The following is a 22710-nucleotide window of genomic DNA, read 5'->3' as shown; positions in this document are numbered from 1 at the left end:
CGTCTGGAGAATGTTGATGCAACGGTTGATTCGCGCAGCAGCGTGCTGCGTCCTGGTTTCCTCGCTTGCGGCCTGTATCGTGCAGCCGCAGCAGCGTCGCCCGGCGCCTCCGCCACCGCCCCGCCCCGCTCCGCAAGTCGTTCCGCAACCCAGTCCGCAGGTCGTCGGCTTCGAGCGCGCGCAGCAGATCCAGGGCCGGATCGACAACCTGCACCGCCGCATCGACGCGCGCGTGAACGGCGGCTACTACCCGCCGCCGTACGGCGCGCAGCTTCATCACCGCCTCGACGTGATCCGCCAGGAAGCGAACGACATGTCCGCGCAGCACAGCGGCGGCCTGTCCGGCGACGAGCAGCGCGTGCTGAACCAGGAACTCGACACGGCCGCGCGCGCGATCGGCGAGTGACGCCGGCCGCGGCCGGACGAAAAACGCGGCGGCGCCGTGCCGCCGCTTGTCGCGAAGCGACATTCTTTTGCTCAAATTGACAAGGCCCACCCGCTCGCGTACAGTCGCCCGCACGCGTCGGGAGAGCGTGTGACCGTGCTGTTCCAGCCGGTTGCGCCGCCGAAGGGGCACACCCGCAAACTCTCAGGCAAAAGGACCGACCGCGTCGAAGCATCCCGCCTGCGCACGTCGCAGGCCGCGATCTTCGCACTCTGGAGAGCGGCAGTAGCCCGCAGCGCCTAGGCTGCGCGGGCAGGCTGCCCACCGAAGGGGCGCGCGTTCGCCAGGCCTGGCCGGCAGCGCAATCTCTCAGGTATCGAGGACAGAGGGGCATGTACCGGATCGCTCGCAGGCCGTCGGCCGCGGTGGTCGGCACATGGCCGTTCTGATCCGCGCGCAAGCGCCTTGCCTGAGGCCTCGATGACTGCACTGAATCACACCCCGCTCAACGCCGCGCACCGCGCGCTCAATGCCCGCATGGTCGACTTCGGCGGCTGGGACATGCCCGTCAACTACGGCTCGCAGATCGAAGAACACGAAGCCGTGCGCACCGACGCCGGCATGTTCGACGTGTCGCACATGTGCGTCGTCGATTTCACCGGCAGCCGCGTGCGCGCGTTCTTCGAGCACGCGATCGCGAACAACGTCGGCAAGCTCAAGACGCCCGGCAAGGCACTCTACTCGTGCCTGCTCAACCCGCAGGGCGGCGTCGTCGACGACCTGATCGTCTACTACTTCACCGAAGAATTCTTCCGCGTCGTCGTCAACGCCGGCACGGCCGAGAAAGACATCGCGTGGTTCAACCAGCTGAACGAGCAAGGCGGCTACGGCGTCACGATCGCGCCGCGCCGCGATTTCGCGATCGTCGCCGTTCAAGGCCCGAACGCGCGCGAAAAGGTCTGGACGACCGTGCCCGCCGCGCGCGCCGCGACGAGCGAGCTGAAGCCGTTCAACGCCGCGCAGGTCGCCGGCACGCCGTTCGGCGATCTCACCGTCGCACGCACCGGCTATACCGGCGAAGACGGCTTCGAGGTGATCGTCCCGGCCGTACACGTCGAAGCGCTGTGGAACGCGCTGCAGCAGAACGGCGTGCGCCCGTGCGGGCTCGGCGCGCGCGACACGCTGCGCCTCGAGGCCGGCATGAACCTGTACGGCCAGGACATGGACGACACCGTCTCCCCGCTCGACGCGGGCCTCGCATGGACGGTCGACCTCAGCGCGCCGCGCGACTTCGTCGGCCGCGCCGCCCTTGAAGCAAACGGCACCCGCGCCGCGTTCGTCGGCCTGATCCTGCAAAAGGAAAACGGCAAGGCGGGCGGCGTGCTGCGCGCACACCAGAAGGTCGTCACGCCGCACGGCGAAGGCGAGATCACGAGCGGCACGTTCTCGCCGTCGATGCAGGAATCGATCGCGTTCGCGCGCGTGCCGGCGGCCGTCCAGATCGGCGACCTGGTCCAGGTGCAAATTCGTGACAAGAATCTTCCCGCGCGCGTGGTAAAACTGCCGTTCGTGCGCAACGGCAAGGTCCTCGCTGCGTAACGACCCGGAGGGCCGGGCGGCATGGCGCCCGGCGACCCGCACCAGGCGCGTCCGCGCGACGCGCCCGAACAACGAATCACACCCTTTCTATTCAGGAGCATCCGATGAGCAACGTCCCGGCCGATCTGAAGTACACCGACGAACACGAGTGGATCCGCACCGAAGCCGACGGCACGCTGACGGTCGGCATCACCGATCACGCGCAGAACACGCTCGGCGACATCGTCTTCCTCGAACTGCCGGCCGTCGGCAAGCAGGTGAAGGCGGGCGACGCGATCGGCGTCGTCGAATCGGTGAAAGCCGCGTCGGACATCTATTCGCCGGTGTCGGGCGAGGTGGTCGCGATCAACGCGGACGCCGTCGACACGCCGGAAGAAGTGAACAGCGACGCGTACGACACGTGGCTGTTCAAGATCAAGCTCGCCGACGGCGCATCGACCGACAACCTGCTCGACGCCGCCGCCTACGCGAAGCTGGTCGGCTAACCCAACTACTCACGAATCGCGCGGCGCGCCGGCCCGGCAGCACGGGCCGCGCGCCGCGACCGCAGGATTGCCATGAAGCTCGAACACCCGGACCGCCTGATGAACCGCACGCCCCTCTCGCTCGCCGCGCTCGAAACGCACGACGCGTTCGCCGAACGCCACATCGGCCCCGACGCCGCCAGCCAGCAGGCCATGCTCGACACGCTCGGCTTTGCGTCGCGCGCCGCCCTGATCGACGCCGTGATCCCGGCCTCGATCCGCCGCGCCGAAACGCTGCCGCTCGGCCCGTTCGCGCAGCCGAAGAGCGAGGCCGAAGCCCTCGCCGCGCTGCGGGTTCTCGCGGACAAGAACCAGGTGTTCCGCTCGTATATCGGTCAGGGTTACCACGACACGCACACGCCGGCGGTGATCCTGCGCAACGTGCTCGAAAACCCGGCGTGGTACACGGCCTACACGCCGTACCAGCCCGAAATTTCCCAGGGCCGCCTCGAGGCGCTCCTGAACTTCCAGCAGATGGTGGCCGACCTGACGGGCCTCGCGATCTCGAACGCGTCGCTGCTCGACGAAGCCACCGCCGCGGCCGAAGCGATGACGCTGCTGCAGCGCACCGGCAAGCCGGCATCGAACGTGTTCTACGTCGCCGACGACGTGCTGCCGCAAACGCTCGAAGTGATCCGCACGCGCGCGCTGCCGGTCGGCATCGAGGTCAGGACGGGCCCGGCCGCCGACGCCGCGCAGGCTAACGCATTCGGCGTGCTGCTGCAGTACCCGGGCGTAAACGGCGACGTGCGCGACTACCGCGCGCTCACCGAAGCGATCCACGCGGCCGGCGGCCACGTGGTCGTCGCGGCCGACCTGCTCGCGCTGACCGTGCTGACGCCGCCCGGCGACTGGGGCGCGGACGTCGCGATCGGCAACACGCAGCGCTTCGGCGTGCCGATGGGCTTCGGCGGCCCGCACGCCGCGTATCTCGCGGTGCGTGACGAATTCAAGCGCCAGATGCCGGGCCGCCTCGTCGGCGTGACGGTCGACGCGCAGGGCAAGCCCGCGCTGCGCCTCGCGCTGCAGACGCGCGAACAGCACATCCGCCGCGAGAAGGCGACGTCGAACGTGTGTACCGCGCAGGCGCTGCTCGCGATCATGGCGAGCATGTACGCGGTCTATCACGGCCCGCACGGCCTGAAGACGATCGCGCTGCGCGTGAACCGCATCGCGGCCCTCTTCGCCGCCGGCGTGAAGCAGCTCGGCTTCGCGACCGTCAACGACACGTTCTTCGACACGCTGACGATCGATACCGGCGCGCGCACCGCGCAGGTCCACGAATTCGCGAAGGCCAAGCGCATCAACCTGCGCCGCGTGAGCGACACGCAAGTCGGCGTGTCGGTCGACGAAACGACGACGCGCGACGACCTCGCCGATCTCCTCGCCGTGTTCGCGCAGGCCGCGGGCGGCACCGCACCGGCCGTCGATGCCCTCGATGCCGGCCTTGCCGGCGTCGCCGCGCTGCCGGCCGGCCTCGAGCGCACAAGCGCGTACCTGACGCACCACGTGTTCAACCGCCACCATTCCGAGACCGAAATGCTGCGCTACCTGCGCAGCCTGTCGGACAAGGATCTCGCGCTCGACCGCTCGATGATCCCGCTCGGCTCGTGCACGATGAAGCTGAACGCGACGTCGGAGATGCTGCCGGTCACGTGGCCCGAATTCGGCCGGATCCACCCCTTCGCGCCGGCCGAGCAGACCGTCGGCTACCGCGAGATGATCGACCAGCTCGAGCAGATGCTCGTCGCGGCCACCGGTTACGCGGCCGTGTCGCTGCAGCCGAACGCAGGCTCGCAGGGCGAGTACGCGGGCCTGCTGATCATCCACGCTTACCACGCCTCGCGCGGCGAAGCGCACCGCGACGTGTGCCTGATCCCGGCGTCCGCGCACGGCACGAACCCGGCCTCCGCGCACATGGCCGGCATGAAGGTCGTGGTCGTCGCCTGCGACGCGCAGGGCAACGTCGACATCGCCGATCTCAAGGCCAAGGCCGACGAGCACGCGAAGGACCTCGCGGCGATCATGATCACGTATCCGTCGACGCACGGCGTGTTCGAGCAGAACGTCCGTGAAATCTGCGAGATCGTGCATGCGCACGGCGGCCAGGTGTACGTCGACGGCGCGAACATGAACGCGATGGTCGGCCTGACCGCGCCGGGCCAGTTCGGCGGCGACGTGTCGCACCTGAACCTGCACAAGACCTTCTGCATCCCGCACGGCGGCGGCGGCCCGGGCGTCGGCCCGGTCGCGGTCGGCGCGCACCTCGCGAAGTTCCTGCCGAACCAGCGTTCGACCGGCTATTCGCGCGACGAAAACGGCATCGGCGCGGTGTCGGCCGCGCCATACGGCTCGGCATCGATCCTGCCGATCTCGTGGATGTACATCGCGATGATGGGCGCGAAGAACCTGACCGCCGCGACGGAAACCGCGATCCTCAACGCGAACTACATCGCGAAGCGCCTCGCGCCGCACTACCCGGTGCTGTATTCGGGCCCGGGCGGGCTGGTGGCGCACGAGTGCATTCTCGACCTGCGCCCGATCAAGGAGTCGAGCGGCATCACCGTCGACGACGTCGCGAAGCGCCTGATGGATTACGGCTTCCATGCGCCGACGATGAGCTTCCCGGTACCGGGCACGCTGATGGTCGAGCCGACCGAATCGGAATCGCAGGAGGAACTCGACCGCTTCATCGCCGCGATGATCGCGATCCGCGACGAAATCCGCGCGGTCGAGGAAGGCCGCGCCGACCGCGAGGACAACCCGCTGCGTCACGCCCCGCACACGGCGGCCGTCGTCACCGCGAACGAATGGCCGCACGCGTACTCGCGCGAGCAGGCCGCGTACCCGGTCGCGTCGCTCGGCACGAACAAGTACTGGCCGCCGGTCGGCCGCGCGGACAACGTCTACGGCGACCGCAACCTGTTCTGCTCGTGCGTGCCGATGTCGGAATACGCATAACGCACACGAGGCAGGAGCCATCCGATGGTGACCGCACCGCACGCAACCCGGGGTTGCGTGCGGTTTTTTTGTTCGCCGCTCGAACCCGTGCACGTTTGTGCGCCAATCCGGCTAACATCACACGCGATCCAGCCAATGAAGGAGTTCCGCATGGTGCGTCCGATGTTTCCGGGCCATGGTGCAATGCAAGGGCGGCCGCGTGCGCGCCGCTTCGTGCCGATGTTCGTCGCGTCGCTGTCGTTGGCCGCGGCCGGCCTCGGCGCGTGCGGCAGCGCGCGCGCGGCGATGAATTTCTGCGCGGCGCCGGCCCTGCAGGCGAGCGAGACGACACAGGCCGAGCCGGGCGTCCAGGCGTTGATCCGCAGCGTCGACGCGCGCATCGGCGAGCAGCCGAAGGCGATGGCGCGCGTGCACACCGAGGGCACGCTGCCGCACGAAGGCATCTACGACCAGAGTGCCGCCGCGCTGAAGGATCTCGACCTGATGCGCGATGCCGCGCTCGCGTGGCGCGTGACGAACGCGCCGCGCTACCTGCAGCTCGTCGACCGCTTCCTGTCCGCGTGGGTCGGAACCTACCAGCCGAGCTTCAACCCGATCGACGAGACGCGTTTCGACAGCCTGATCGTCGCGTACGACATGACGGCAAGCGCGCTGCCGGTGAAGACCCGCAACGCGACCGCAGCGTTCATCGCGAAGCTCGGCGCCGGTTATGTCGCGCAGATCGACGCGCAGAAACGCCCGCTCACCGGCACCTGGCGCAACAACTGGCAGAGCCACCGGATCAAGCTGATCGCGCTGTCCGCGTTCACGCTCGGCGACCGCAAGATGATGAACGCCGCGCAGCGGCTGTTCGTCGAGCATCTCGCCGACAACATCGGCCCGGACGGCAAGACGTGGGACTTCGAGGAGCGCGACGCGCTGCACTACGCGGTCTACGACCTGCAGCCGCTGGTGACGGCCGCGCTCGCCGCGCGCCGCTTCAACCGCAACTGGCTGCGCGAGCGCGGCACGAACGGTGCGACCCTCGAGGCCGCGCTCGACTGGCTCGTGCCGTACGCGCTCGGCGAGAAAACGCACGAGGAATTCGTGAATTCGCCGGTGCCGTTCGACGCGAAGCGCCGCGAAGCCGGCCTGCCGGGCTACACGGGGCAGTGGGACCCGAAAAACGCCACCGAACTCTTTCATCTGGCCGCGCGGCTCGACGGGCGCTACGCCCGCGTCGCGCAGCAACTTTCCCCAACGCCGCCCGCATGGCTCGCCGCGTGCCTGCCATTGCAGGCGCGCTAGCACTACTCTTAAAGCAAGGCAGGAATCGAAATGGCAGTCAGCGTCTTTGACCTCTTCAAGATCGGTATCGGTCCATCCAGTTCGCATACGGTCGGGCCGATGCGCGCGGCGCTGATGTTCGTCCAGGGCCTCGAGCGCGACGGGATGCTCGACGCGACCGCCCACGTGAAGGTCGAGCTGTACGGCTCGCTCGGCGCCACCGGCAAGGGCCACGGCACCGACCGCGGCGTGATGCTCGGCCTGCTCGGCGACGCGCCCGACACCGTCGATCCCGACACGATCGACGCGCGGCTGGAAGACGTCCGCCAGTCGAAGACGCTCGCGCTGCTCGGCACGCACCCGGTGCCGTTCGTCCTGAAGGAGAACATCGCGTTCTACCGCCAGGCGCTGCCCGAGCATCCGAACGGGATGAAGCTGCGCGCGAGCGACGCGAACGGCGCGGTGCTGGTCGAGCGCACCTACCTGTCGGTCGGCGGCGGCTTCGTCGTGACGGCCGGCGCGCCGAACACGAAGGTGCTGAGCGCGGCCGAGCAGATGACGCACCCGTTCCGCACCGGCGCCGAGCTGCTCGCGCTGACCGAGTCGACCGGCAAGTCGATCGCGCAGCTGATGTGGGAAAACGAGCGCGCGTGGCATACCGAGGAAGAGACGCGCGACGGCCTGCTGAAGATCTGGGCGGTGATGCAGTCGTGCGTGTCGCGCGGCTGCGGAATCGGCAACCCGGATGCCGACGGCAACCTGCCCGGCCCGTTCCAGGTCAAGCGCCGCGCGCCGCAGCTGTACCGCACGCTGACGGGCAGCCCGGAGCGTGCGCTGCAGGATCCGCTGTCGATGATCGACTGGATCAACCTGTACGCGATCGCGGTCAACGAGGAAAACGCGGCCGGCGGGCGCGTCGTAACCGCGCCGACCAACGGCGCGGCCGGCATCATCCCCGCCGTGCTGCACTACTACACGCGCTTCACGCCGGGTGCGAACGAGCAGGGCGTGATCGACTTCCTGCTCACCGCCGCCGCGATCGGCATTCTTTACAAGCTGAATGCGTCGATCTCCGGCGCGGAAGTCGGCTGCCAGGGCGAAGTGGGCGTCGCGTGCTCGATGGCGGCCGGCGCGCTCGCGGCCGTGCTCGGCGGCACGCCGCAACAGGTCGAGAACGCAGCCGAGATCGGGATGGAGCACAACCTCGGCCTCACCTGCGACCCGGTCGGCGGGATGGTGCAGATTCCCTGCATCGAGCGCAACGCGATGGCGTCGGTGAAGGCGGTCAACGCGGCGCGCATGGCGTTGCGCGGCGACGGCTCGCACTACGTGTCGCTCGATTCGGTGATCAAGACGATGCGCGAGACCGGTGCCGACATGAAGACGAAGTACAAGGAAACGTCGCGCGGCGGGCTCGCGGTGAATATCGTCGAGTGCTGATGGCGGTGTGCGAGAGCCGTTTCCACTGAAAGCGGAAACGGCTCCTAATCGTTCAGCCAGTTCTCCAGCCGCACGCCCGGGTAGCTCGCGAAATCCCGCTCGTTGTTGGTCACGAGCACGACGTCGAGCGACACCGCATGGGCGGCGATCAGTTTGTCCAGCTGGTCATTCTTGCGCTCCCGCGTTGCCTCCCGCACCGGCCCGTAGGCCCGCGCCGCCGCCACATCGAACGGGGCGACGGGAATGTCCTCGATCAGCGCCGCGAGATTTCGGCGCTCGCGATCAGGATTCGCGCAGACCGCGACACCATACTCGAGCTCGGCATAGGTGATCGCCGACATCACGACGTCCCCCGTGTAGCACTGGGCAAATCGTCTCGCGACCTGTTCCGGCTGATTCTTCATCAGATAGATGCACATGTTGGTGTCGAGCATGTAGCGCGCCATCACAAGCCCTCGCGGTCGGCCTGCTCGTGGTCGCCACGCCCTTCCGCCATGAAATCCGGCCCGAATTTCGCGAACTTCTCGAGCACACCCGTCAACGGCCGCCGAGCAGGTCGAATGCGAATTTCATCGCCCACTCGCTCGATTTCGAGCTCGATGTCGCTGCGCTCGTAAGCAAGATCCGCCGGAATCCGTACGGCCTGTGAGTTGCCGTTCCTGAACGCTCGGGTGGTATGCATGGTTACCTCCAAATACGGATGTACGATGGATGTACATTAGTCCACTTCCGGCAAAATGTAAATCCATGTGTGTACATGTGCCTACACCAACTGCCACATCGGAAAAGATGCATCCTTGATAGATTAGGAATGCGTACCCGTGGCGGCATTGGCTTCGGGGTCACATCGCCCTCCCCCGAACACACAACAAAGGCTCCGGCCAGCATCATTCAAACCCCGACCTCTTTCGGTACGGCCACTGCCGTCGCGCATGCAGCACGCGCAGAATCTCGACGATGCCTTCGGCTTGCCGGATGCGATACACGAGCACGTAGTTCGGCGCAATCACCAACTCGCGCGTGCCTTGCACGCGCCCCGGCCGATACAGCTCGGCACGCACCGGCAATGCCTCGGCCATTTCATCGATCAGTTCGTCCAGCTCCAGCGCGGCCACGGGGTTGTCCTGGCCGATGAAGTCCATGATTGCCGCACGATCCTCGCACGCGTTCGGATTCCAGTGCAGCGCGAACGTCAAACCTTGCCCCCACGCTTAGCGATCCGCTGTCGGAGCGCTTCACGGCGCGAAGCAAACTCGGCCTCGACCTCGGCGTGGGGAATCGACGGTCGCGGGTCGTCCAGCGCCTGCTGCACCTGTTCGCGAAACCAGCGATCGTAAGCAGCCGCCTCGTGCGCCGCTTTCAGCGCGGCCGCGCGATCGGGCCGGGTGGCCCGGCCGGCGGCATCGGGATCGAAATCCGAAGCGTCCACGTCGAATCGGCTGATGCCGATGTCGCGCAGAAATCCGACCAGCGTTTCGAACCGGCGGAACACGCGCACGTCGCCGCGCCTGGCCGACAGAAAGCGCTCGGTCGCGCCATAGCGGGCCGCGACGGTCCAGCCGTTGCCGTGGCCGACCACGTGTGCGTCGCGCACGGCGCCCGCCTCGACGAGCTGCGTGAGCGTCTTCTGGTCGATCGTTTCGGTTGCCATGATGATGATTGCCCCCATCAATGATTCCGAAGGGGATCTTACTATTGAATGGTCGACCATTTTACTGTTAATTGGTAGCGTGGCTTCAGTGATCCGGGTCGGGATTCGACTCGGCGTCCGTCGCAGTACTTTTCACCGGTCGCCAAGCGCGCGCAAGCTGGCCTTCCAGCCAGCCGATGATCTTTCCCCCACCCGCGTTCCGTCACTTTTCACCCGCACCCGAACCGGCGTAAGCTGTACGTCCCGCTACCCAGGGAGACGGCAGCCCATGTCGCATTCCAAGGATCTCGAGCAGCCCGCCACCACCGGCGCGCGACTGCTCGTCGATGCGTTGCTCGCCAATCACGTCGAACGCGTGTTCTGCGTGCCGGGCGAGAGTTTCCTCGCCGTACTCGATGCGCTGGCGGACGACACCGCGCGTATCCAGACGGTCGTCTGCCGCCACGAGGCGGCCGCCGCGAACATGGCCGAGGCGGTCGGCAAGCTGACCGGCCGCCCCGGCATCGCGTTCGTCACGCGCGGGCCCGGCGCGACGCATGCGTCGATCGGCGTGCACACCGCGTTCCAGGATTCGACGCCGATGATCCTGTTCGTCGGCCAGTGCGCGCGCGAGCACCTCGACCGCGAAGCCTTCCAGGAAATCGACTACCGGCGGATGTTCGGCCAGATGGCGAAATGGGTCGCGCAGATCGACGACCCGCGCCGCATTCCCGAATACCTGAGCCATGCGTTCCACGTCGCGACCGCCGGCCGGCCCGGCCCGGTCGTGCTCGCGCTGCCGGAGGACGTGCTGTCCGAAGCCTGCGCGCCGCAGCCCGTTGTGCCGGCCGCGAAACGCATCGCGGCCGCGCCGTCGGCCGCGCAGCTCGACGAGCTGCGCGAGCGGCTCGCGCGCGCCGAACGGCCGTTCGCGATCGTCGGCGGCAGCGGCTGGACACCCGACGCGTGCGCGAACCTGCGCACCTTCGTCGAACGCTGGCAGTTGCCGGTGGCCTGCGCGTTCCGCTACCAGGACACGATCGACAACGCGCACCCGAACTATGCGGGCGACGTCGGGCTCGGGATCAACCCCGCGCTCGCGAAACGCATCCGCGACGCCGACCTGCTGCTCGTGGTCGGGCCGCGCCTCGGCGAAGCGACGACCGGCGGCTACACGCTGCTCGACATCCCGAAGACACGCCAGACGCTGGTCCACGTGCACCAGGGCGCGGACGAGCTCGGCCGCGTGTATGCGGCCGACCTGCCGATCGTGTCCGGGATGCCCGAGATCGCCGCGCCGCTCGCCGCGCTCGAGCCGCCCGCGCACCCCGCGTGGGCCGGCAGCGCCGCCGACGCGCATCGCGCGTATCGCGAATGGCATGCGCCGCTGCCGATGCCCGGCGACGTCCAGCTCGGCGACGTGATGGTGCAGTTACGCGAGCGCCTGCCGCACGACGCGATCCTGACCAACGGCGCCGGCAACTACGCGATCTGGCTGCATCGCCACTTCGCGTACCGGCACTTCCGCTCGCAGCTCGCGCCGACGAGCGGCGCGATGGGCTACGGGCTGCCGGCCGCACTCGCCGCGAAGTCGCTGTACCCGTCGCGCGCCGTCGTCGCGCTCGCGGGAGACGGCTGCTTCATGATGGCCGGCAATGAGCTCGCGACCGCGATGCAGTACGGGCTGAACATCGTCGCGATCGTCGTCAACAACGGGCATTTCGGCACGATCCGCATGCATCAGGAGCGCAACTACCCGGGCCGCGTGCACGGCACGGGGCTCACGAATCCCGATTTCGCCGCCTATGCGCGCGCGTTCGGCGCGCATGGCGAGACCGTCGAGCGCACCGCCGATTTCGCGCCCGCGCTCGAACGCGCGCTGACCTGCGGGCTGCCCGCACTGATCGAGATCCGCATCCCGCAGGACGCCAGCACGCCGGCCGCGACCCTCGAACAGATCCGCGAACAGGGCCGCCGCGCGCGCGGCGGATGACGCGGGAGCGTGCGCCGTGCCGGCCGCAGCCGCCCTGTCACCCGACGAGGCGCGCGTCTGGCCGGGCACGCTGCTCGCACCGGACGGCACGCTCGTCGCGCCCTACGACCTCGAGCACGGCCGCGGCCGCGCCGCCGGCCACGTGCCGGCCGCCGTCGCGCTGGGCCTGCTGCACGCGGCGACGCAACCGTTCCGGCTCGACTACGACGGTGCGCCGCACGTGCACGTGATCAACGGGATGGGGGTCACGCTCGGCGACTCGGTGATCGGGCTCACCGCACTCGCCGCGCTGCGCGCCGCGCATCCGGGCCTGGGCTTCACGCTGTACCGGCCTGCCCGCGCGCCGCGCTACGTCGATGCGCTGTATGCGCTCGCGGCCGACATCGTCGCGCCGTCGCGCGCGCTGCCGTACCCGGCCGACGCGCTGCCGGCGGACGCGCCGTGCATCGACGTCGGCAATCACCTGTACTGGCCCGCGTTCGCGCGGTTGCCGATGATCGATTTCTTCCTCGACGCGCTCGGCGCGGACCCGGCGGCGCTGCCCACGTCGGCCAGGCGCAACCGCTGGCTCGCACGCGTGCCGCTCCCCGCGCTGCCCGATGCGTGGCGGCGGCCGTACGTGCTGTTCTGTCCGAACGCGAGCACCGCGTTGCGCAGCGTGCCGCCGGCGTTGCGGGCCGCTTTCGTCGAGCGGCTGGCCCGGCGCTACGGATTGCCGGTGGCCGGGTTCGGGCCGGTCGCGCATCCCGCGTATGTCGACGTGAGCGGATTCGCGCGCGACACCGCGGCATTCATCGCATGGGTCAAGGGCGCCAGCCTGCTGTTCGCGTCGGACAGCGCCGCCGCGCACCTTGCCGACGGTTTCGACGTGCCGACGCTCGCGTGCTTCACGACGATCGGGCCGGCGCTGCGCGTGCGCGACTATCCGCATTGCGTGCCGGTCGCGCTCGACGTGCCGGACGCGCTGCGCGGGCTGCACCGCAGCGAAGCGCCGGACGACGTCGCGGCGGTCGAGGCCGCTTACCGGGCGATCGACTGGGACGCGCTGGCCTGGCCGGTCATCTGACCCGCGCCGCCATCGCGCATTCGCCGCTACCCCGCCATTACCCCGCCGCGACCATCGTCACGCTCTCGCGCAGCGTCTCCGACGGCCGCTTGCCGAACAGCCGCCGGTAATCGGTCGCGAACTGGCTGAGATGCCAGAAGCCCCACGCCTCCGCAACGTCCTGCACCGAACCGGCCGCGCGGCCGCACAGGTCGCGCCGTGCGCCGTTCAGCCGCAGCGTGCGCAGGTAGGTGGCGGGCGCCATGCCGAGCACGTCCTGGAAACAGTACTGCAGCGTGCGCCGGCTCACGTGCAACTGCTCGCACAGTTCGGGCACGCCGACCGGGCGCGTGCGGTGCGCGAGCACGTAGTCGCGCGCCTGTTCGACGATCCGGCGCCGCCGCGACAGCGCCGTGCCGGCCGCGCCGTCGGCGGGCAGCGCGCACACGTCGAACAGCGCGGCCAGCACCTCGGCCTGCAGGTCGTTGCGCAGCGGGTCCGACAGCGGCGCGGCGGCGGCCGCGTCGTCGAGCCGCCGGCCGAGCAGCGCGCACAGGCGCGCGAGCCGCGCATCGCCGACCTGCATCACGCGCTGCGTGAACAGCCGCTCGTCGAGCGCGCGGTGTTCGACCTCCTCCGCATAGCGGCGCAGCACGTCGCCGCGCACGACGATGCCGTAGATCGAGAACTGCGCGGGCGTCACCAGTTCGAATTCGACGTTGCCGGGCCGGAACGCGAGCGCGCCAGGCCCGATGCGGCACGCATCGACGCGCGCGGTGCCGTCGCTGACGAGCGGGATGCCGAACCAGTACGCGTCGCCGCGCACCTCGCATGCCTGACGCAGCAGGTGGCTCGTCGATTCCCGAAACAGTTTCATCGTGTCGAGCGGCAGCTCGGTCAGCGTGCCGACGAAACGGCCGGCCGCGAGCTGGTCGTAGGTCTGCCGCCAGCCGATCAGGTTGCGCGCCTGCTCGTCGGCATCATGCGCGACGCTGACGACCGCCTGCCCGGCCAGCGCATCGTCGCCCTGCGCGTTGCGCCGCGTGTCTTCGGCCGTCGGCTCGGCGGCACGCTCCACTCGTTCACTCATCGTGTTTCTCCTTCACCTGCCCGGAACCGCGCCTGTCACGCAAGTCCCGTGCCGAATCGCGTGCGATCCGGCTCGAGCCCGTCATTCAACGACGGCGCGCCCGGACGCGCAATTCGGGCTGACCGCGATGCCGCGCGACACGCACCCGGCTGGTGCAGCCGCGCGGCCGCCGCACCCGGCGCCGACGAACATGAACGGTTGCGTCTCGATGAAATGCCGCACGCCGATGCTCGGCCGCGTCGACGACGTCGAAGCAGCGATGCGCGTCGAACTCGCCGTCGTGAAACACCGGATGCCCCGCAATCGGCCGAACCGGTTCCGCCAAGTCGGCTCCTCGCGGAACGCGCCGGCGCGGGCTGACGCGCGCCGGTGCGCGAACGCGAACGGCGCGCACCCGCACGAGCGGCGATCAGAAGAACCCGAGCGCCTCGGCCTGGTAGCTGACCAGCAGGCACTTCGTCTGCTGATAGTTCGACAGCGCCATCTTGTGCGTCTCGCGGCCGATCCCCGACTGCTTGTAGCCGCCGAACGCCGCGTGCGCGGGGTACAGGTGGTAGCAGTTGGTCCACACGCGGCCGGCCTCGACCTCGCGGCCCATCCGGTACGCACGCGTGCCGTTGCGCGTCCACACACCCGCGCCGAGCCCGTAGAACGTGTCGTTCGCGAGTTCGATCGCCTCCTGCTCGTCCTTGAACGTCATCACCGACGCAACCGGCCCGAAGATCTCTTCCTGGAACACGCGCATCTTGTTGTTGCCGAGCAGCATCGTCGGCTTCACGTAGTAGCCCGTGCCGAGCTCGGCCGCCGGCGCCGTGCGCTCGCCGCCCGTCAGGCATTGCGCGCCTTCGCCGCGGCCGATGTCGATGTACGACAGGATCTTGTCGAGCTGCTGCTGCGACGCCTGCGCGCCGATCATCGTCTGCAGGTCGAGCGGGTGGCCGGCCTTGATGCGCTCGACCCGCGCGACCGCCTTCTCGATGAACTTCTCGTAGATCGACTCCTGGATCAGGATCCGCGACGGGCACGTGCACACCTCGCCCTGGTTCAGCGCGAACATCGCGAGCCCTTCGAGCGCCTTGTCGAGGAACGCGTCGTCCTGGTCGAGCACGTCGGCGAAGAAGATGTTCGGGCTCTTGCCGCCCAGTTCGACCGTCGACGGGATCAGGCTGTCGGCCGCCGCGCGCAGGATGTGCTTGCCGACCGGCGTCGAGCCCGTGAACGCGATCTTCGCGATCCGCTTGCTGGTCGCGAGCGCTTCGCCCGCTTCCTTGCCGAAGCCGTTCACGATGTTGATCGTGCCGGCCGGGAACAGGTCGCCGATCAGCTCCATCAGCACCAGCACCGACGCGGGCGTCTGCTCGGCCGGCTTCATCACGACGCAGCAGCCGGCCGCGAGCGCCGGCGCGAGCTTCCATGCGGCCATCAGCAGCGGGAAGTTCCACGGGATGATCTGGCCCACGACACCGAGCGGCTCGTGGAAGTGGTACGCGACGGTGTTGTCGTCGATCTCGGAGATGCCGCCTTCCTGCGCGCGGATGCAGCCCGCGAAGTAGCGGAAGTGGTCGATCGCGAGCGGCAGGTCGGCCGCCATCGTCTCGCGCAGCGGCTTGCCGTTGTCGATGGTCTCGGCCACGGCCAGCAGCTTCAGGTTCTTTTCCATCCGGTCGGCGGCGGCGAGCAGCAGGTTCGCGCGTTCGGCCACGGACGTCTTGCCCCACTTGCGGCGCGCGGCATGCGCGGCGTCGAGCGCCAGCTCGATGTCGTCGGCGCCCGAGCGCGGAATGCGGCAGAACGGCTGGCCGTTGATCGGCGACACGTTCTCGAAATACTCGCCTTTCACCGGCGGAACCCACTTGCCGCCGATGTAGTTGTCGTATTGCTGACGGTACGGGTATTCGACGTCGAGGCCCAGTTGCTTCAGGTCAAACGGGTTCATACATGTCTCCTGTTCATCGTGCTTTGTGCAATTGCGGCGCCGGTTGCGCGCGTTCACTACACAGCAACATGCATGCCATCGTGCACGACCCCGCCCGCGCGCGCACCGCGCGCCCACCATCCCGGCGGTTGTGCAGATTCGGAACACCTTCAGCGGTTCGCACGCGCCACACTGTGCCAATTGCGGACAGCGGCGTGCGGCAAATGGCGCATCAGCCTCGCTTGTATCGCAAGGCTTCCTCACGCAACGTGCCGAGCGACGCGCCGCCGCCGGTGCCGGCACGACGCGCCGGCTCGCGAGCAGCGGCCCGTCGGTCAGGCTCGCCGCGCGCGTGCCTCGCCGGACTCCACGCCACGCCGCCCACCCAGAAACACGAACACCACCACCGCACACAGCACGGTGACGACCGCCAGCCCGATCAGCAGATGGTCGAACGCCTGCAGGTAGCTGTGCCGCAGCAGCGCGCGCCCGGCCTGCGGCCACGCGGCCGCCGCGCCCGCGAGATCGCCGGTCGCGAGCCGGGCAGACGCACGGACGATCGCATCGGGCGTCGCCCCCGCCACGGACGCCGCTGCGCCCGCGCGCAGCCCCGCCTGCGCAAGCGTCGCGAGCACCGCGCCGACGATCGCGAGCGCGATCCCTTCGCCGGCCACGCGCGTCGTGCTGAAGATGCCCGTCGCCATCCCCGCGCGCTCCTTCGGCACGACGCTCACCGACAGCCCGTCCATCAGCCCCCACGGCATGCCGGCCCCGACGCCGATCGCGAGCATCGGCGCGATCGCCGCCGGCCCCGCGCCGCCGCGCAGCGCGACGTCCAGCCACACCAGCCCGGCCGCCGCGATCAGCAGCCCGAGCCCCGAGATCACGCCGGCCGACAGCCAGCGCGTGAGCGTCGCCGCGACCAGCGGCACGACCAGCATCGGCGCGGAAATCGCGAGCATCAGCCAGCCGGCGTCGATCTCGCTGAAGCCGTCGATGCCGATGAAGCGCAGCGGCAGCACGACGAGCAGCACGATGTAGCAGCAGCAGGTCGACACCGGCAGCACCTGCACGCCGACGAAGCGCGCGATCCGGAACAGCGACAGGTCGAGCATCGGCCGCGCGACCCGCGTCTCGATCGCCACGAACGCCGCCGCGAAGAGCGCCGCGCCGGCCAGCAGCGCGATCACGAGCGCGTTCGACCAGCCGCGTGCGGGAGCCTCGATCACGCCGAACGTGAACAGCGTCAGCGCGGCGGTAAATGCGGCCGTGCCGGGCCAGTCGAGCCCCGTCGCATGCGGGTCGCGCGACTCGTGCATGCGCGGCAGCCCGAAGCCGAGCGACAGCCCGCCGGCCACCGCGCTCGTGACGAAGATCGCGCGCCAGCCGTAATGCCCGATCAGCGCGCCGGCCAGCACGGGCCCGAACGCGAGCCCGATACCGAAGGTCGTGCCGAGCAGGCTGAATGCGCGCGTGCGCGCCGCGCCGTCGAACTCCTGCGCGAGCGCGGCCGTGCCGCCCGCGAGCGCCGCGGCCGCCGCGAGCCCCTGCGCGGCGCGCAGCAGGTCGACCGCGAGCATCGACGGCGCGAACGCGAGCGCGACCGACGTCAGCGTGAAGCCGCCGACGCCGCTCGCGAACAGGCGCTTGCGGCCGAATTGGTCGGCCAGCGCGCCCGCCGCCATCAGGCAGCTGCCGAACGCGAGCATGAACGCATTGGTGATCCAGTTCATCGCGACCGTGCCGCCGTGCAGGTCGCGGCCGATCGCGGGCGTCGCGACCGCGCCGCCCGAAAACGACAGCGGCAGCGCGACGGCGGCCATGCAGACGGCGGCCAGCACGAGCGTGCGGCGGTGCGCCGACGCGGCGGAAAACGTGTGGTCCATCTCTCGCTCCTCGAAAACCCGGCGCACCTGCGCCGTCGAAGCGACACACGATAATTCGGATTCAATCGCCGAAAAACCACGCCGAATTCCGGATATAGCGGACTAGAATTCCTGAATTTCAATGCCCTGGCCCCTATCCGGAACCTCGATGAACAACCTGAACGGCATCGTCGCGTTCGTCCGCACCGCCGAAGCGCTGAGCTTCGTCGCGGCCGGCCGCGCGCTCGGCATCTCGGCGTCGGCGGTCGGCAAGACGATCGCGAAACTCGAACAGTCGCTGGGCGTGCGCCTGTTCAACCGCACGACCCGCCGCGTCACCCTCACCGAAGAGGGGCGGCACTTCTACGAACGTTGCCAGCGGATCCTCGAGGATTTCCGCGACGCGGAAGCGACCGTGACGGCGTCGGCGCAGCGCCCGCGCGGCCGGCTGCGCGTGAGCCTGCCGGTGATCGGCTACCGGTTCCTGCTGCCGGTGCTGCCCGAATTCCGGCAGCGCTACCCGGACGTCGAGCTCGATCTCGATTTCAACGACCGGATGGTGGATGTCGTCGAAGGCGGCTTCGACGCGGCGATCCGCAGCGGCCCGCTGTCGGATTCGAGCCTGATGTCACGGCGGCTCGGCCCGTTTGCGTTCGTGCTGTGCGCGACGCCCGCGTATCTCGCGCGGGCCGGCACGCCGCGCACGCCGCGCGATCTCGAAGCGCACGAATGCGTGCGCTACTGCTTCCCGACCACCGGCAAGCTGCAGGACTGGGCGCTCGCGGCCGCCGACGGCACGCCGCTGAAGCTGCGCACCGCGCTGACCTGCAACAACATGGAAGCCCTGCGCGGCACCGTGCTCGCGGGGCTCGGCATCGGCTACATGCCCGACTTCCTCGCGCGCGACGCGCTCGAACACGGCGCACTCGTCACCGTGCTCGACGACTACCGGATCGCGCCGGGGCAATTCTCGATCGTGTGGCCGTCGAGCCGGCAGTTGTCGCCGAAGCTGCGCGTGTTCGTCGATTTTCTGTGCGAGCGGCTGTTCAGGTAGCACGAGAGCCAGCAGGGGAGCCGGCGCGCGACAGCCGCCGCCCGTGCCGCACGACCGGCAAGCGTACCGGCCGCGCGACGGCGGCCCGCGTGCGCCCCGTTTTCAGTCCGCCCCGATCCGCTCCGCTTCCGCCTGCGGCAACAGCGCATCGCTGTCGTCCTTCAGCCCGACGCCCGTCAGCTGGAGCCTGCGTGCATGCGTCATCAGGTAATGCAGCTTGTGCGCGGCCGCCGCGTACGGCAGCCCTTCGGGCCGCACGTTCGAGATGCAGTTGCGCAGCGCGTCGTGGCAACCGACCTTCGGCGCCCACGTCAGGTACACGCCGAGGCTGTCCGGCGAGCTGAGCCCCGGCCGTTCGCCGATCAGCATCGCCACGACCTTCGCGCGCAGCAGCTCGCCGATCTCGTCGCCGAGGGCGACGCGCGCCTGCGTCGCGACCACCACCGGGCCGATCCGCCAGCCGTCCGCGTCGAGCCGCGGCCGCACGGCCTGCAGCAGCGGCAGCGCCTGCTTCGCGGCCGCGAACGCCGAGAGCCCGTCGCCGACCACGAACACGACGTCGGGCGCGTCGTCGAGCGCCGCGCCGTAACCGGCGAGCAGCCCGCGGCTGTCGTCCGACAGCTTGCGGCCGAGATCGGGCCGGCGCAGGTAATGGTCGCGGTCCGGCGCGGCACTCTGCACGCCGAGCGTCGGCAGTAGGCCGGCCGCCTCGATCTCGCGCCGCAGCGCGTCCGAGTCGAGCGGCTGGTGCACCGCGTCGCGCGCCTGTGCGTGCGACAGGTTGAAGGCCAGCAGCGGCGCGGTCGGCAGGCTGTTGCCCGCGCGGCCGAGCGCGATCCGCGCGTTCGTGAACGACTTCAGCTGGCCCCACGGATTCTTTTCGACGGCGTCGCTCATGCCGAAATCCCCATCCAGTCGTTCGCGCCCGCCAGAAGCGGCACGCGCGACGTCGCGGCGCGCAATGCACCGTGCGCGTCGGCGATCTCCATCGTCTCCAGCCACTCCTCGAATTCCGGCGCGCGGCGCAGGCCGAGCACCTCGCGCACGTAGAGCTGGTCGTGGAACGACGTGCTCTGGTAGTTCAGCATCACGTCGTCCGCGCCCGGAATCCCCATGATGAAGTTGATGCCGGCCGCGCCCAGCAGCGTCAGCAGCGTGTCCATGTCGTCCTGGTCGGCTTCCGCGTGGTTCGTGTAGCAGATGTCGCAGCCCATCGGCACGCCGAGCAGCTTCCCGCAGAAGTGATCCTCGAGCCCCGCGCGGATGATCTGCTTGCCGTCGTACAGGTATTCGGGGCCGATGAAGCCGACCACCGTGTTCACGAGGAACGGCTCGAACTTGCGCGCCACCGCATACGCGCGCACCTCGCAGGTCTGCTGGTCGACGCCGAAGTGCGCGTTCGCCGACAACGCGCTGCCCTGGCCCGTCTCGAAGTACATGAGATTGTTGCCGACGGTGCCGCGCCCGAGCGACAGCGCGGCGTCGCGCGCCTCGCCGAGCAGCGCGAGCGAGATGCCGAAGCTCGCGTTCGCCTTCTCGGTGCCCGCGATCGACTGGAACACCAGGTCGACCGGCGCGCCCTTCTCGACCGCCGCGATCGTGTTGGTCACGTGCGTGAGCACGCACGACTGCGTCGGCACGCCGTAGCGTTCGCGGAACGCGTCGATCATCGCGAGCAGCTTCACGATCGCCGCGAGGCTGTCGGTGGCCGGGTTGATGCCGATCATCGCGTCCCCGCAGCCGTACATCAGCCCGTCGAGCATCGACGCGGCGATCCCCTTCACGTCGTCGGTCGGGTGGTTCGGCTGCAGCCGCACCGACATCCGGCCCGGCAGCCCGACCGTGTTGCGAAAGCGCGTGACGACGCGGCGCTTTCTCGCCGCCGCGATCAGGTCCTGGTTGCGCATCAGCTTCGACACGGCGGCGACCATCTCGGGCGTGAGGCCCGGCGCGATCCGTTCGAGCGCCGCGCCGTCGGCCGCGGGCGACAGCAGCCAGTTGCGGAAATCGCCGACGGTGAGATGCGAGATTTCCGCGAACGCGAGCGCGTCGTGATCGTCGACGATGAGGCGCGTGACCTCGTCGTCTTCGTACGGGATCACCGCTTCGTTCAGGAACGCCTTCAGCGGCACGCCCGCGAGCGCGATCTTCGCGGCCACGCGCTCCTCCTCGCTCGCCGCCGCGACACCGGCGAGCTGGTCGCCGGAACGCAGCGGGCTCGCCTTCGCGAGCAGCGTCTTCAGGTCCGCGAAACGGTACGTGCGCGGGCCGATCGTCTCCGTATAGGACATCGTGCGAGTCTCCTTGCCTTGCCTTGCCAAAAGCCGACGGCGCGCCCGTTCGACGGGGCGCGCCGGATGCCGTCAGGAACGGCCGTTCACCTTCACCTGCTCATTCCTCCAGCAGCGCGTCGCCGGGCGCACTCGCACGCTGCGAGCGCGTCGCGAGGAAGTACGCGTAGCCGACCGCGAGGAAGCCGACGAACACCAGCGCGACCAGCCCGTTGAAGTACACCATGGTACCGAGGCAGACGAGCGCCGCCAGGATCGCGAAGGCCGGGAAGATTGGGTACAGCGGCGCGCGGAACGGCCGCGCCATGTTCGGCTGCGTGCGGCGCAGCTTGAACAGCGACGCCATGCTCACGATATACATCACGATCGCGCCGAATACCGACATCGTCACGATATTCGCGGTCAGCGTCTGCCCGCCGAACTGGATCAGCTCGTCGCTGTAGATCGCCGCGATGCCGACCACGCCGCCCGCGAGAATCGCGCGGTGCGGAGTCTTGAAGCGCGGATGCACCTTGCCGAGCCACTCCGGCAGGTAGCCTTCGCGGGCCAGCGCGAAGATCTGGCGCGAATAACCGAGGATGATCCCGTGGAACGACGCGACGAGCCCGAACAGCCCGAGCCACACGAGCATGTGCATCCAGCCGCTGTTCGCGCCGACGATGTACTTCATCGCCTGCGGCAGCGGGTCGTTGATGTTCGCGAGCTTGGTCCAGTCGCCCGCGCCGCCGGCGAACACCATCACGCCGATCGCGAGTGCAACGAGGGTCAGGATCCCGGCCACGTACGCGATCGGGATCGAGCGCTTCGGGTTCTTCGCTTCCTCGGCGGCCATCGCGACACCTTCGATCGCGAGGAAGAACCAGATCGCGAACGGGATCGCCGCGAACATCCCGTGGAATGCGCCGACGCTGAAATGATCGGCGCCCGACCAGCCGCCCTTCATGAAGTTGCTCCACGCGAAGCCCGGCGACACGACGCCCATGAACACCAGCAGCTCGAAGATCGCGAGCAGCGTGACGACCAGCTCGAAGGTCGCCGCGATCTGCACGCCGACGATGTTCAGCGCCATGAACACGAGATACGCGCCCATCGCCGCATGCTTGGGCTCGAGCCCCGGGAACTGCACGTGCAGGTACGCGCCGATCGCGAGTGCGATCGCGGGCGGCGCGAACACGAATTCGACGAGCGTCGCCGCGCCGGCGAGATAACCGCCGGTCGGGCCGAACGCGCGGCGCGCATACGCGAACGGGCCACCCGCGTGCGGGATCGACGTCGTCAGCTCGGTGAAACTGAAGATGAAGGTCGTGTACATCGCCGCGACGAACAGCGCGGTGACGACGAAGCCCAGCGTGCCGGCGCTCGCCCAGCCGTAACTCCAGCCGAAGTATTCGCCGGAGATCACGAGGCCGACCGCGATGCCCCACAGTTGCCAGGTCCCGAGCGTCTGCTGCAGCGCGGGCTGCCCGGACGACTTGGCGCCGGCTGCGGGCCGGCCATTCGACTCTGCTTTCATCGGTTTCTCCTCAAGGGCGCCAGACCGCGTGTCCGTCCGGCGGCGCGCCGCGAGGGCGCGTCCGCCGGGCTGGTCTGCACGACTGAGAATCGATGCTAGAGAGTCATTAAACGACGTGTTATCGAAATTCGGCAAAGGT

Annotated in this window: 19 protein-coding genes and 2 riboswitches; of the genes, 9 read left to right on the top strand and 10 right to left on the bottom strand. The window is 69.1% G+C overall.

What is annotated here, in order from left to right; translation table 11 throughout:
* The first annotated feature begins 16 nt into the window (after positions 1–16).
* From WT26_RS04080 to WT26_RS04055, 6 genes are all read left to right on the top strand, one after another.
* Positions 17–406: a hypothetical protein gene (locus tag WT26_RS04080; RefSeq protein WP_069273688.1), complete on the top strand. Its 390-nt coding sequence runs from the start codon at positions 17–19 to the stop codon at positions 404–406.
* Between the two features lie 108 nt (positions 407–514).
* A riboswitch (glycine riboswitch) is annotated at positions 515–616 on the top strand.
* 31 nt (positions 617–647) lie between these two features.
* Positions 648–781: riboswitch (glycine riboswitch) on the top strand.
* An 84-nt stretch (positions 782–865) separates the two neighbouring features.
* Positions 866–1984, top strand: coding sequence for a glycine cleavage system aminomethyltransferase GcvT (gcvT, locus tag WT26_RS04075; RefSeq protein WP_059528044.1), 1119 nt, complete (start codon positions 866–868; stop codon positions 1982–1984).
* Between the two features lie 104 nt (positions 1985–2088).
* A complete protein-coding gene (gene gcvH, locus WT26_RS04070) occupies positions 2089–2469 on the top strand; it encodes a glycine cleavage system protein GcvH (RefSeq protein ID WP_069272245.1) in 381 nt (126 codons plus the stop codon).
* Positions 2470–2541: 72 nt separating this feature from the next.
* Positions 2542–5469 carry an aminomethyl-transferring glycine dehydrogenase gene (gcvP, locus tag WT26_RS04065; RefSeq protein WP_059528038.1) on the top strand — a complete coding sequence of 976 codons (2928 nt, stop codon included), beginning with the start codon at positions 2542–2544 and terminating at the stop codon, positions 5467–5469.
* Between the two features lie 150 nt (positions 5470–5619).
* Positions 5620–6756: an alginate lyase family protein gene (locus WT26_RS04060; protein WP_059528335.1), complete on the top strand. Its 1137-nt coding sequence runs from the start codon at positions 5620–5622 to the stop codon at positions 6754–6756.
* A 30-nt stretch (positions 6757–6786) separates the two neighbouring features.
* Positions 6787–8175, top strand: coding sequence for an L-serine ammonia-lyase (locus WT26_RS04055; RefSeq protein ID WP_059528035.1), 1389 nt, complete (start codon positions 6787–6789; stop codon positions 8173–8175).
* 44 nt (positions 8176–8219) lie between these two features.
* On the opposite strand, the gene WT26_RS04050 is transcribed toward WT26_RS04055, so the two are convergent.
* The 4 genes from WT26_RS04050 to WT26_RS04035 form a co-directional block, all read right to left on the bottom strand.
* A complete protein-coding gene (locus tag WT26_RS04050) occupies positions 8220–8621 on the bottom strand; it encodes a type II toxin-antitoxin system VapC family toxin (protein WP_069272244.1) in 402 nt (133 codons plus the stop codon).
* Positions 8621–8857 carry a type II toxin-antitoxin system VapB family antitoxin gene (vapB, locus tag WT26_RS04045; RefSeq protein WP_069272243.1) on the bottom strand — a complete coding sequence of 79 codons (237 nt, stop codon included), beginning with the start codon at positions 8855–8857 and terminating at the stop codon, positions 8621–8623. Before vapB ends, WT26_RS04050 begins: the two co-directional genes overlap by 1 nt.
* Positions 8858–9062: 205 nt before the next feature.
* A complete protein-coding gene (locus WT26_RS04040; RefSeq protein WP_069269772.1) occupies positions 9063–9371 on the bottom strand; it encodes a type II toxin-antitoxin system mRNA interferase toxin, RelE/StbE family in 309 nt (102 codons plus the stop codon).
* Positions 9368–9826, bottom strand: coding sequence for a hypothetical protein (locus WT26_RS04035; RefSeq protein ID WP_059983870.1), 459 nt, complete (start codon positions 9824–9826; stop codon positions 9368–9370). Before WT26_RS04035 ends, WT26_RS04040 begins: the two co-directional genes overlap by 4 nt.
* 268 nt (positions 9827–10094) lie before the next feature.
* On the opposite strand from WT26_RS04035, the gene WT26_RS04030 reads away from it, so the two are divergent.
* Complete coding sequence (locus tag WT26_RS04030; RefSeq protein ID WP_069272242.1) at positions 10095–11798, top strand: thiamine pyrophosphate-binding protein; 1704 nt, start codon at positions 10095–10097, stop codon at positions 11796–11798.
* A gap of 16 nt (positions 11799–11814) precedes the next feature.
* Positions 11815–12864: an ADP-heptose--LPS heptosyltransferase gene (locus WT26_RS04025; protein WP_069272241.1), complete on the top strand. Its 1050-nt coding sequence runs from the start codon at positions 11815–11817 to the stop codon at positions 12862–12864.
* 37 nt (positions 12865–12901) lie between these two features.
* Here WT26_RS04025 and WT26_RS04020 read toward each other — a convergent pair whose 3' ends face one another.
* The 3 genes from WT26_RS04020 to WT26_RS04005 form a co-directional block, all read right to left on the bottom strand.
* Positions 12902–13933 carry a helix-turn-helix domain-containing protein gene (locus WT26_RS04020; protein WP_069272240.1) on the bottom strand — a complete coding sequence of 344 codons (1032 nt, stop codon included), beginning with the start codon at positions 13931–13933 and terminating at the stop codon, positions 12902–12904.
* Positions 13934–14342: 409 nt separating this feature from the next.
* Complete coding sequence (locus WT26_RS04010; protein WP_059528018.1) at positions 14343–15869, bottom strand: aldehyde dehydrogenase family protein; 1527 nt, start codon at positions 15867–15869, stop codon at positions 14343–14345.
* A 314-nt stretch (positions 15870–16183) separates the two neighbouring features.
* Positions 16184–17734: an MFS transporter gene (locus WT26_RS04005; RefSeq protein WP_069272239.1), complete on the bottom strand. Its 1551-nt coding sequence runs from the start codon at positions 17732–17734 to the stop codon at positions 16184–16186.
* 148 nt (positions 17735–17882) lie between these two features.
* Here WT26_RS04005 and WT26_RS04000 point away from each other — a divergent pair, with 148 nt between their 5' ends.
* Positions 17883–18767: a LysR family transcriptional regulator gene (locus WT26_RS04000; RefSeq protein ID WP_069272238.1), complete on the top strand. Its 885-nt coding sequence runs from the start codon at positions 17883–17885 to the stop codon at positions 18765–18767.
* A gap of 102 nt (positions 18768–18869) precedes the next feature.
* Here WT26_RS04000 and eutC read toward each other — a convergent pair whose 3' ends face one another.
* The 3 genes from eutC to eat form a co-directional block, all read right to left on the bottom strand.
* Positions 18870–19664 carry an ethanolamine ammonia-lyase subunit EutC gene (eutC, locus tag WT26_RS03995; RefSeq protein ID WP_021164100.1) on the bottom strand — a complete coding sequence of 265 codons (795 nt, stop codon included), beginning with the start codon at positions 19662–19664 and terminating at the stop codon, positions 18870–18872.
* Positions 19661–21058: an ethanolamine ammonia-lyase subunit EutB gene (locus WT26_RS03990; RefSeq protein ID WP_069272237.1), complete on the bottom strand. Its 1398-nt coding sequence runs from the start codon at positions 21056–21058 to the stop codon at positions 19661–19663. Before WT26_RS03990 ends, eutC begins: the two co-directional genes overlap by 4 nt.
* 100 nt (positions 21059–21158) lie before the next feature.
* Complete coding sequence (gene eat, locus WT26_RS03985) at positions 21159–22571, bottom strand: ethanolamine permease (protein WP_059667714.1); 1413 nt, start codon at positions 22569–22571, stop codon at positions 21159–21161.
* Positions 22572–22710 lie beyond the last annotated feature (139 nt).

The sequence above is a fragment of the Burkholderia cepacia genome (assembly GCF_001718835.1).
Taxonomy (GTDB): Bacteria; Pseudomonadota; Gammaproteobacteria; order Burkholderiales; family Burkholderiaceae; genus Burkholderia; species Burkholderia cepacia_F.
Note: the sequence above shows the minus strand (reverse complement) of the source record. Positions and strands in the feature narration are given on the sequence as shown.

What these genes read in the sequence shown, in the direction of transcription:
- WT26_RS04050 (WP_069272244.1), bottom strand. Translation starts at nt 8,621, where the DNA reads ATGGCGCGCTACATGCTCGACACCAACATGTGCATCTATCTGATGAAG.
- WT26_RS04060 (WP_059528335.1), top strand. Translation starts at nt 5,620, where the DNA reads ATGGTGCGTCCGATGTTTCCGGGCCATGGTGCAATGCAAGGGCGGCCG.
- WT26_RS04035 (WP_059983870.1), bottom strand. Translation starts at nt 9,826, where the DNA reads ATGGCAACCGAAACGATCGACCAGAAGACGCTCACGCAGCTCGTCGAG.
- vapB (WP_069272243.1), bottom strand. Translation starts at nt 8,857, where the DNA reads ATGCATACCACCCGAGCGTTCAGGAACGGCAACTCACAGGCCGTACGG.
- WT26_RS04010 (WP_059528018.1), bottom strand. Translation starts at nt 15,869, where the DNA reads ATGAACCCGTTTGACCTGAAGCAACTGGGCCTCGACGTCGAATACCCG.
- WT26_RS04020 (WP_069272240.1), bottom strand. Translation starts at nt 13,933, where the DNA reads ATGAGTGAACGAGTGGAGCGTGCCGCCGAGCCGACGGCCGAAGACACG.
- eat (WP_059667714.1), bottom strand. Translation starts at nt 22,571, where the DNA reads ATGAAAGCAGAGTCGAATGGCCGGCCCGCAGCCGGCGCCAAGTCGTCC.
- gcvT (WP_059528044.1), top strand. Translation starts at nt 866, where the DNA reads ATGACTGCACTGAATCACACCCCGCTCAACGCCGCGCACCGCGCGCTC.
- WT26_RS03990 (WP_069272237.1), bottom strand. Translation starts at nt 21,058, where the DNA reads ATGTCCTATACGGAGACGATCGGCCCGCGCACGTACCGTTTCGCGGAC.
- WT26_RS04055 (WP_059528035.1), top strand. Translation starts at nt 6,787, where the DNA reads ATGGCAGTCAGCGTCTTTGACCTCTTCAAGATCGGTATCGGTCCATCC.
- WT26_RS04000 (WP_069272238.1), top strand. Translation starts at nt 17,883, where the DNA reads ATGAACAACCTGAACGGCATCGTCGCGTTCGTCCGCACCGCCGAAGCG.
- WT26_RS04030 (WP_069272242.1), top strand. Translation starts at nt 10,095, where the DNA reads ATGTCGCATTCCAAGGATCTCGAGCAGCCCGCCACCACCGGCGCGCGA.
- gcvP (WP_059528038.1), top strand. Translation starts at nt 2,542, where the DNA reads ATGAAGCTCGAACACCCGGACCGCCTGATGAACCGCACGCCCCTCTCG.
- gcvH (WP_069272245.1), top strand. Translation starts at nt 2,089, where the DNA reads ATGAGCAACGTCCCGGCCGATCTGAAGTACACCGACGAACACGAGTGG.
- eutC (WP_021164100.1), bottom strand. Translation starts at nt 19,664, where the DNA reads ATGAGCGACGCCGTCGAAAAGAATCCGTGGGGCCAGCTGAAGTCGTTC.
- WT26_RS04080 (WP_069273688.1), top strand. Translation starts at nt 17, where the DNA reads ATGCAACGGTTGATTCGCGCAGCAGCGTGCTGCGTCCTGGTTTCCTCG.
- WT26_RS04005 (WP_069272239.1), bottom strand. Translation starts at nt 17,734, where the DNA reads ATGGACCACACGTTTTCCGCCGCGTCGGCGCACCGCCGCACGCTCGTG.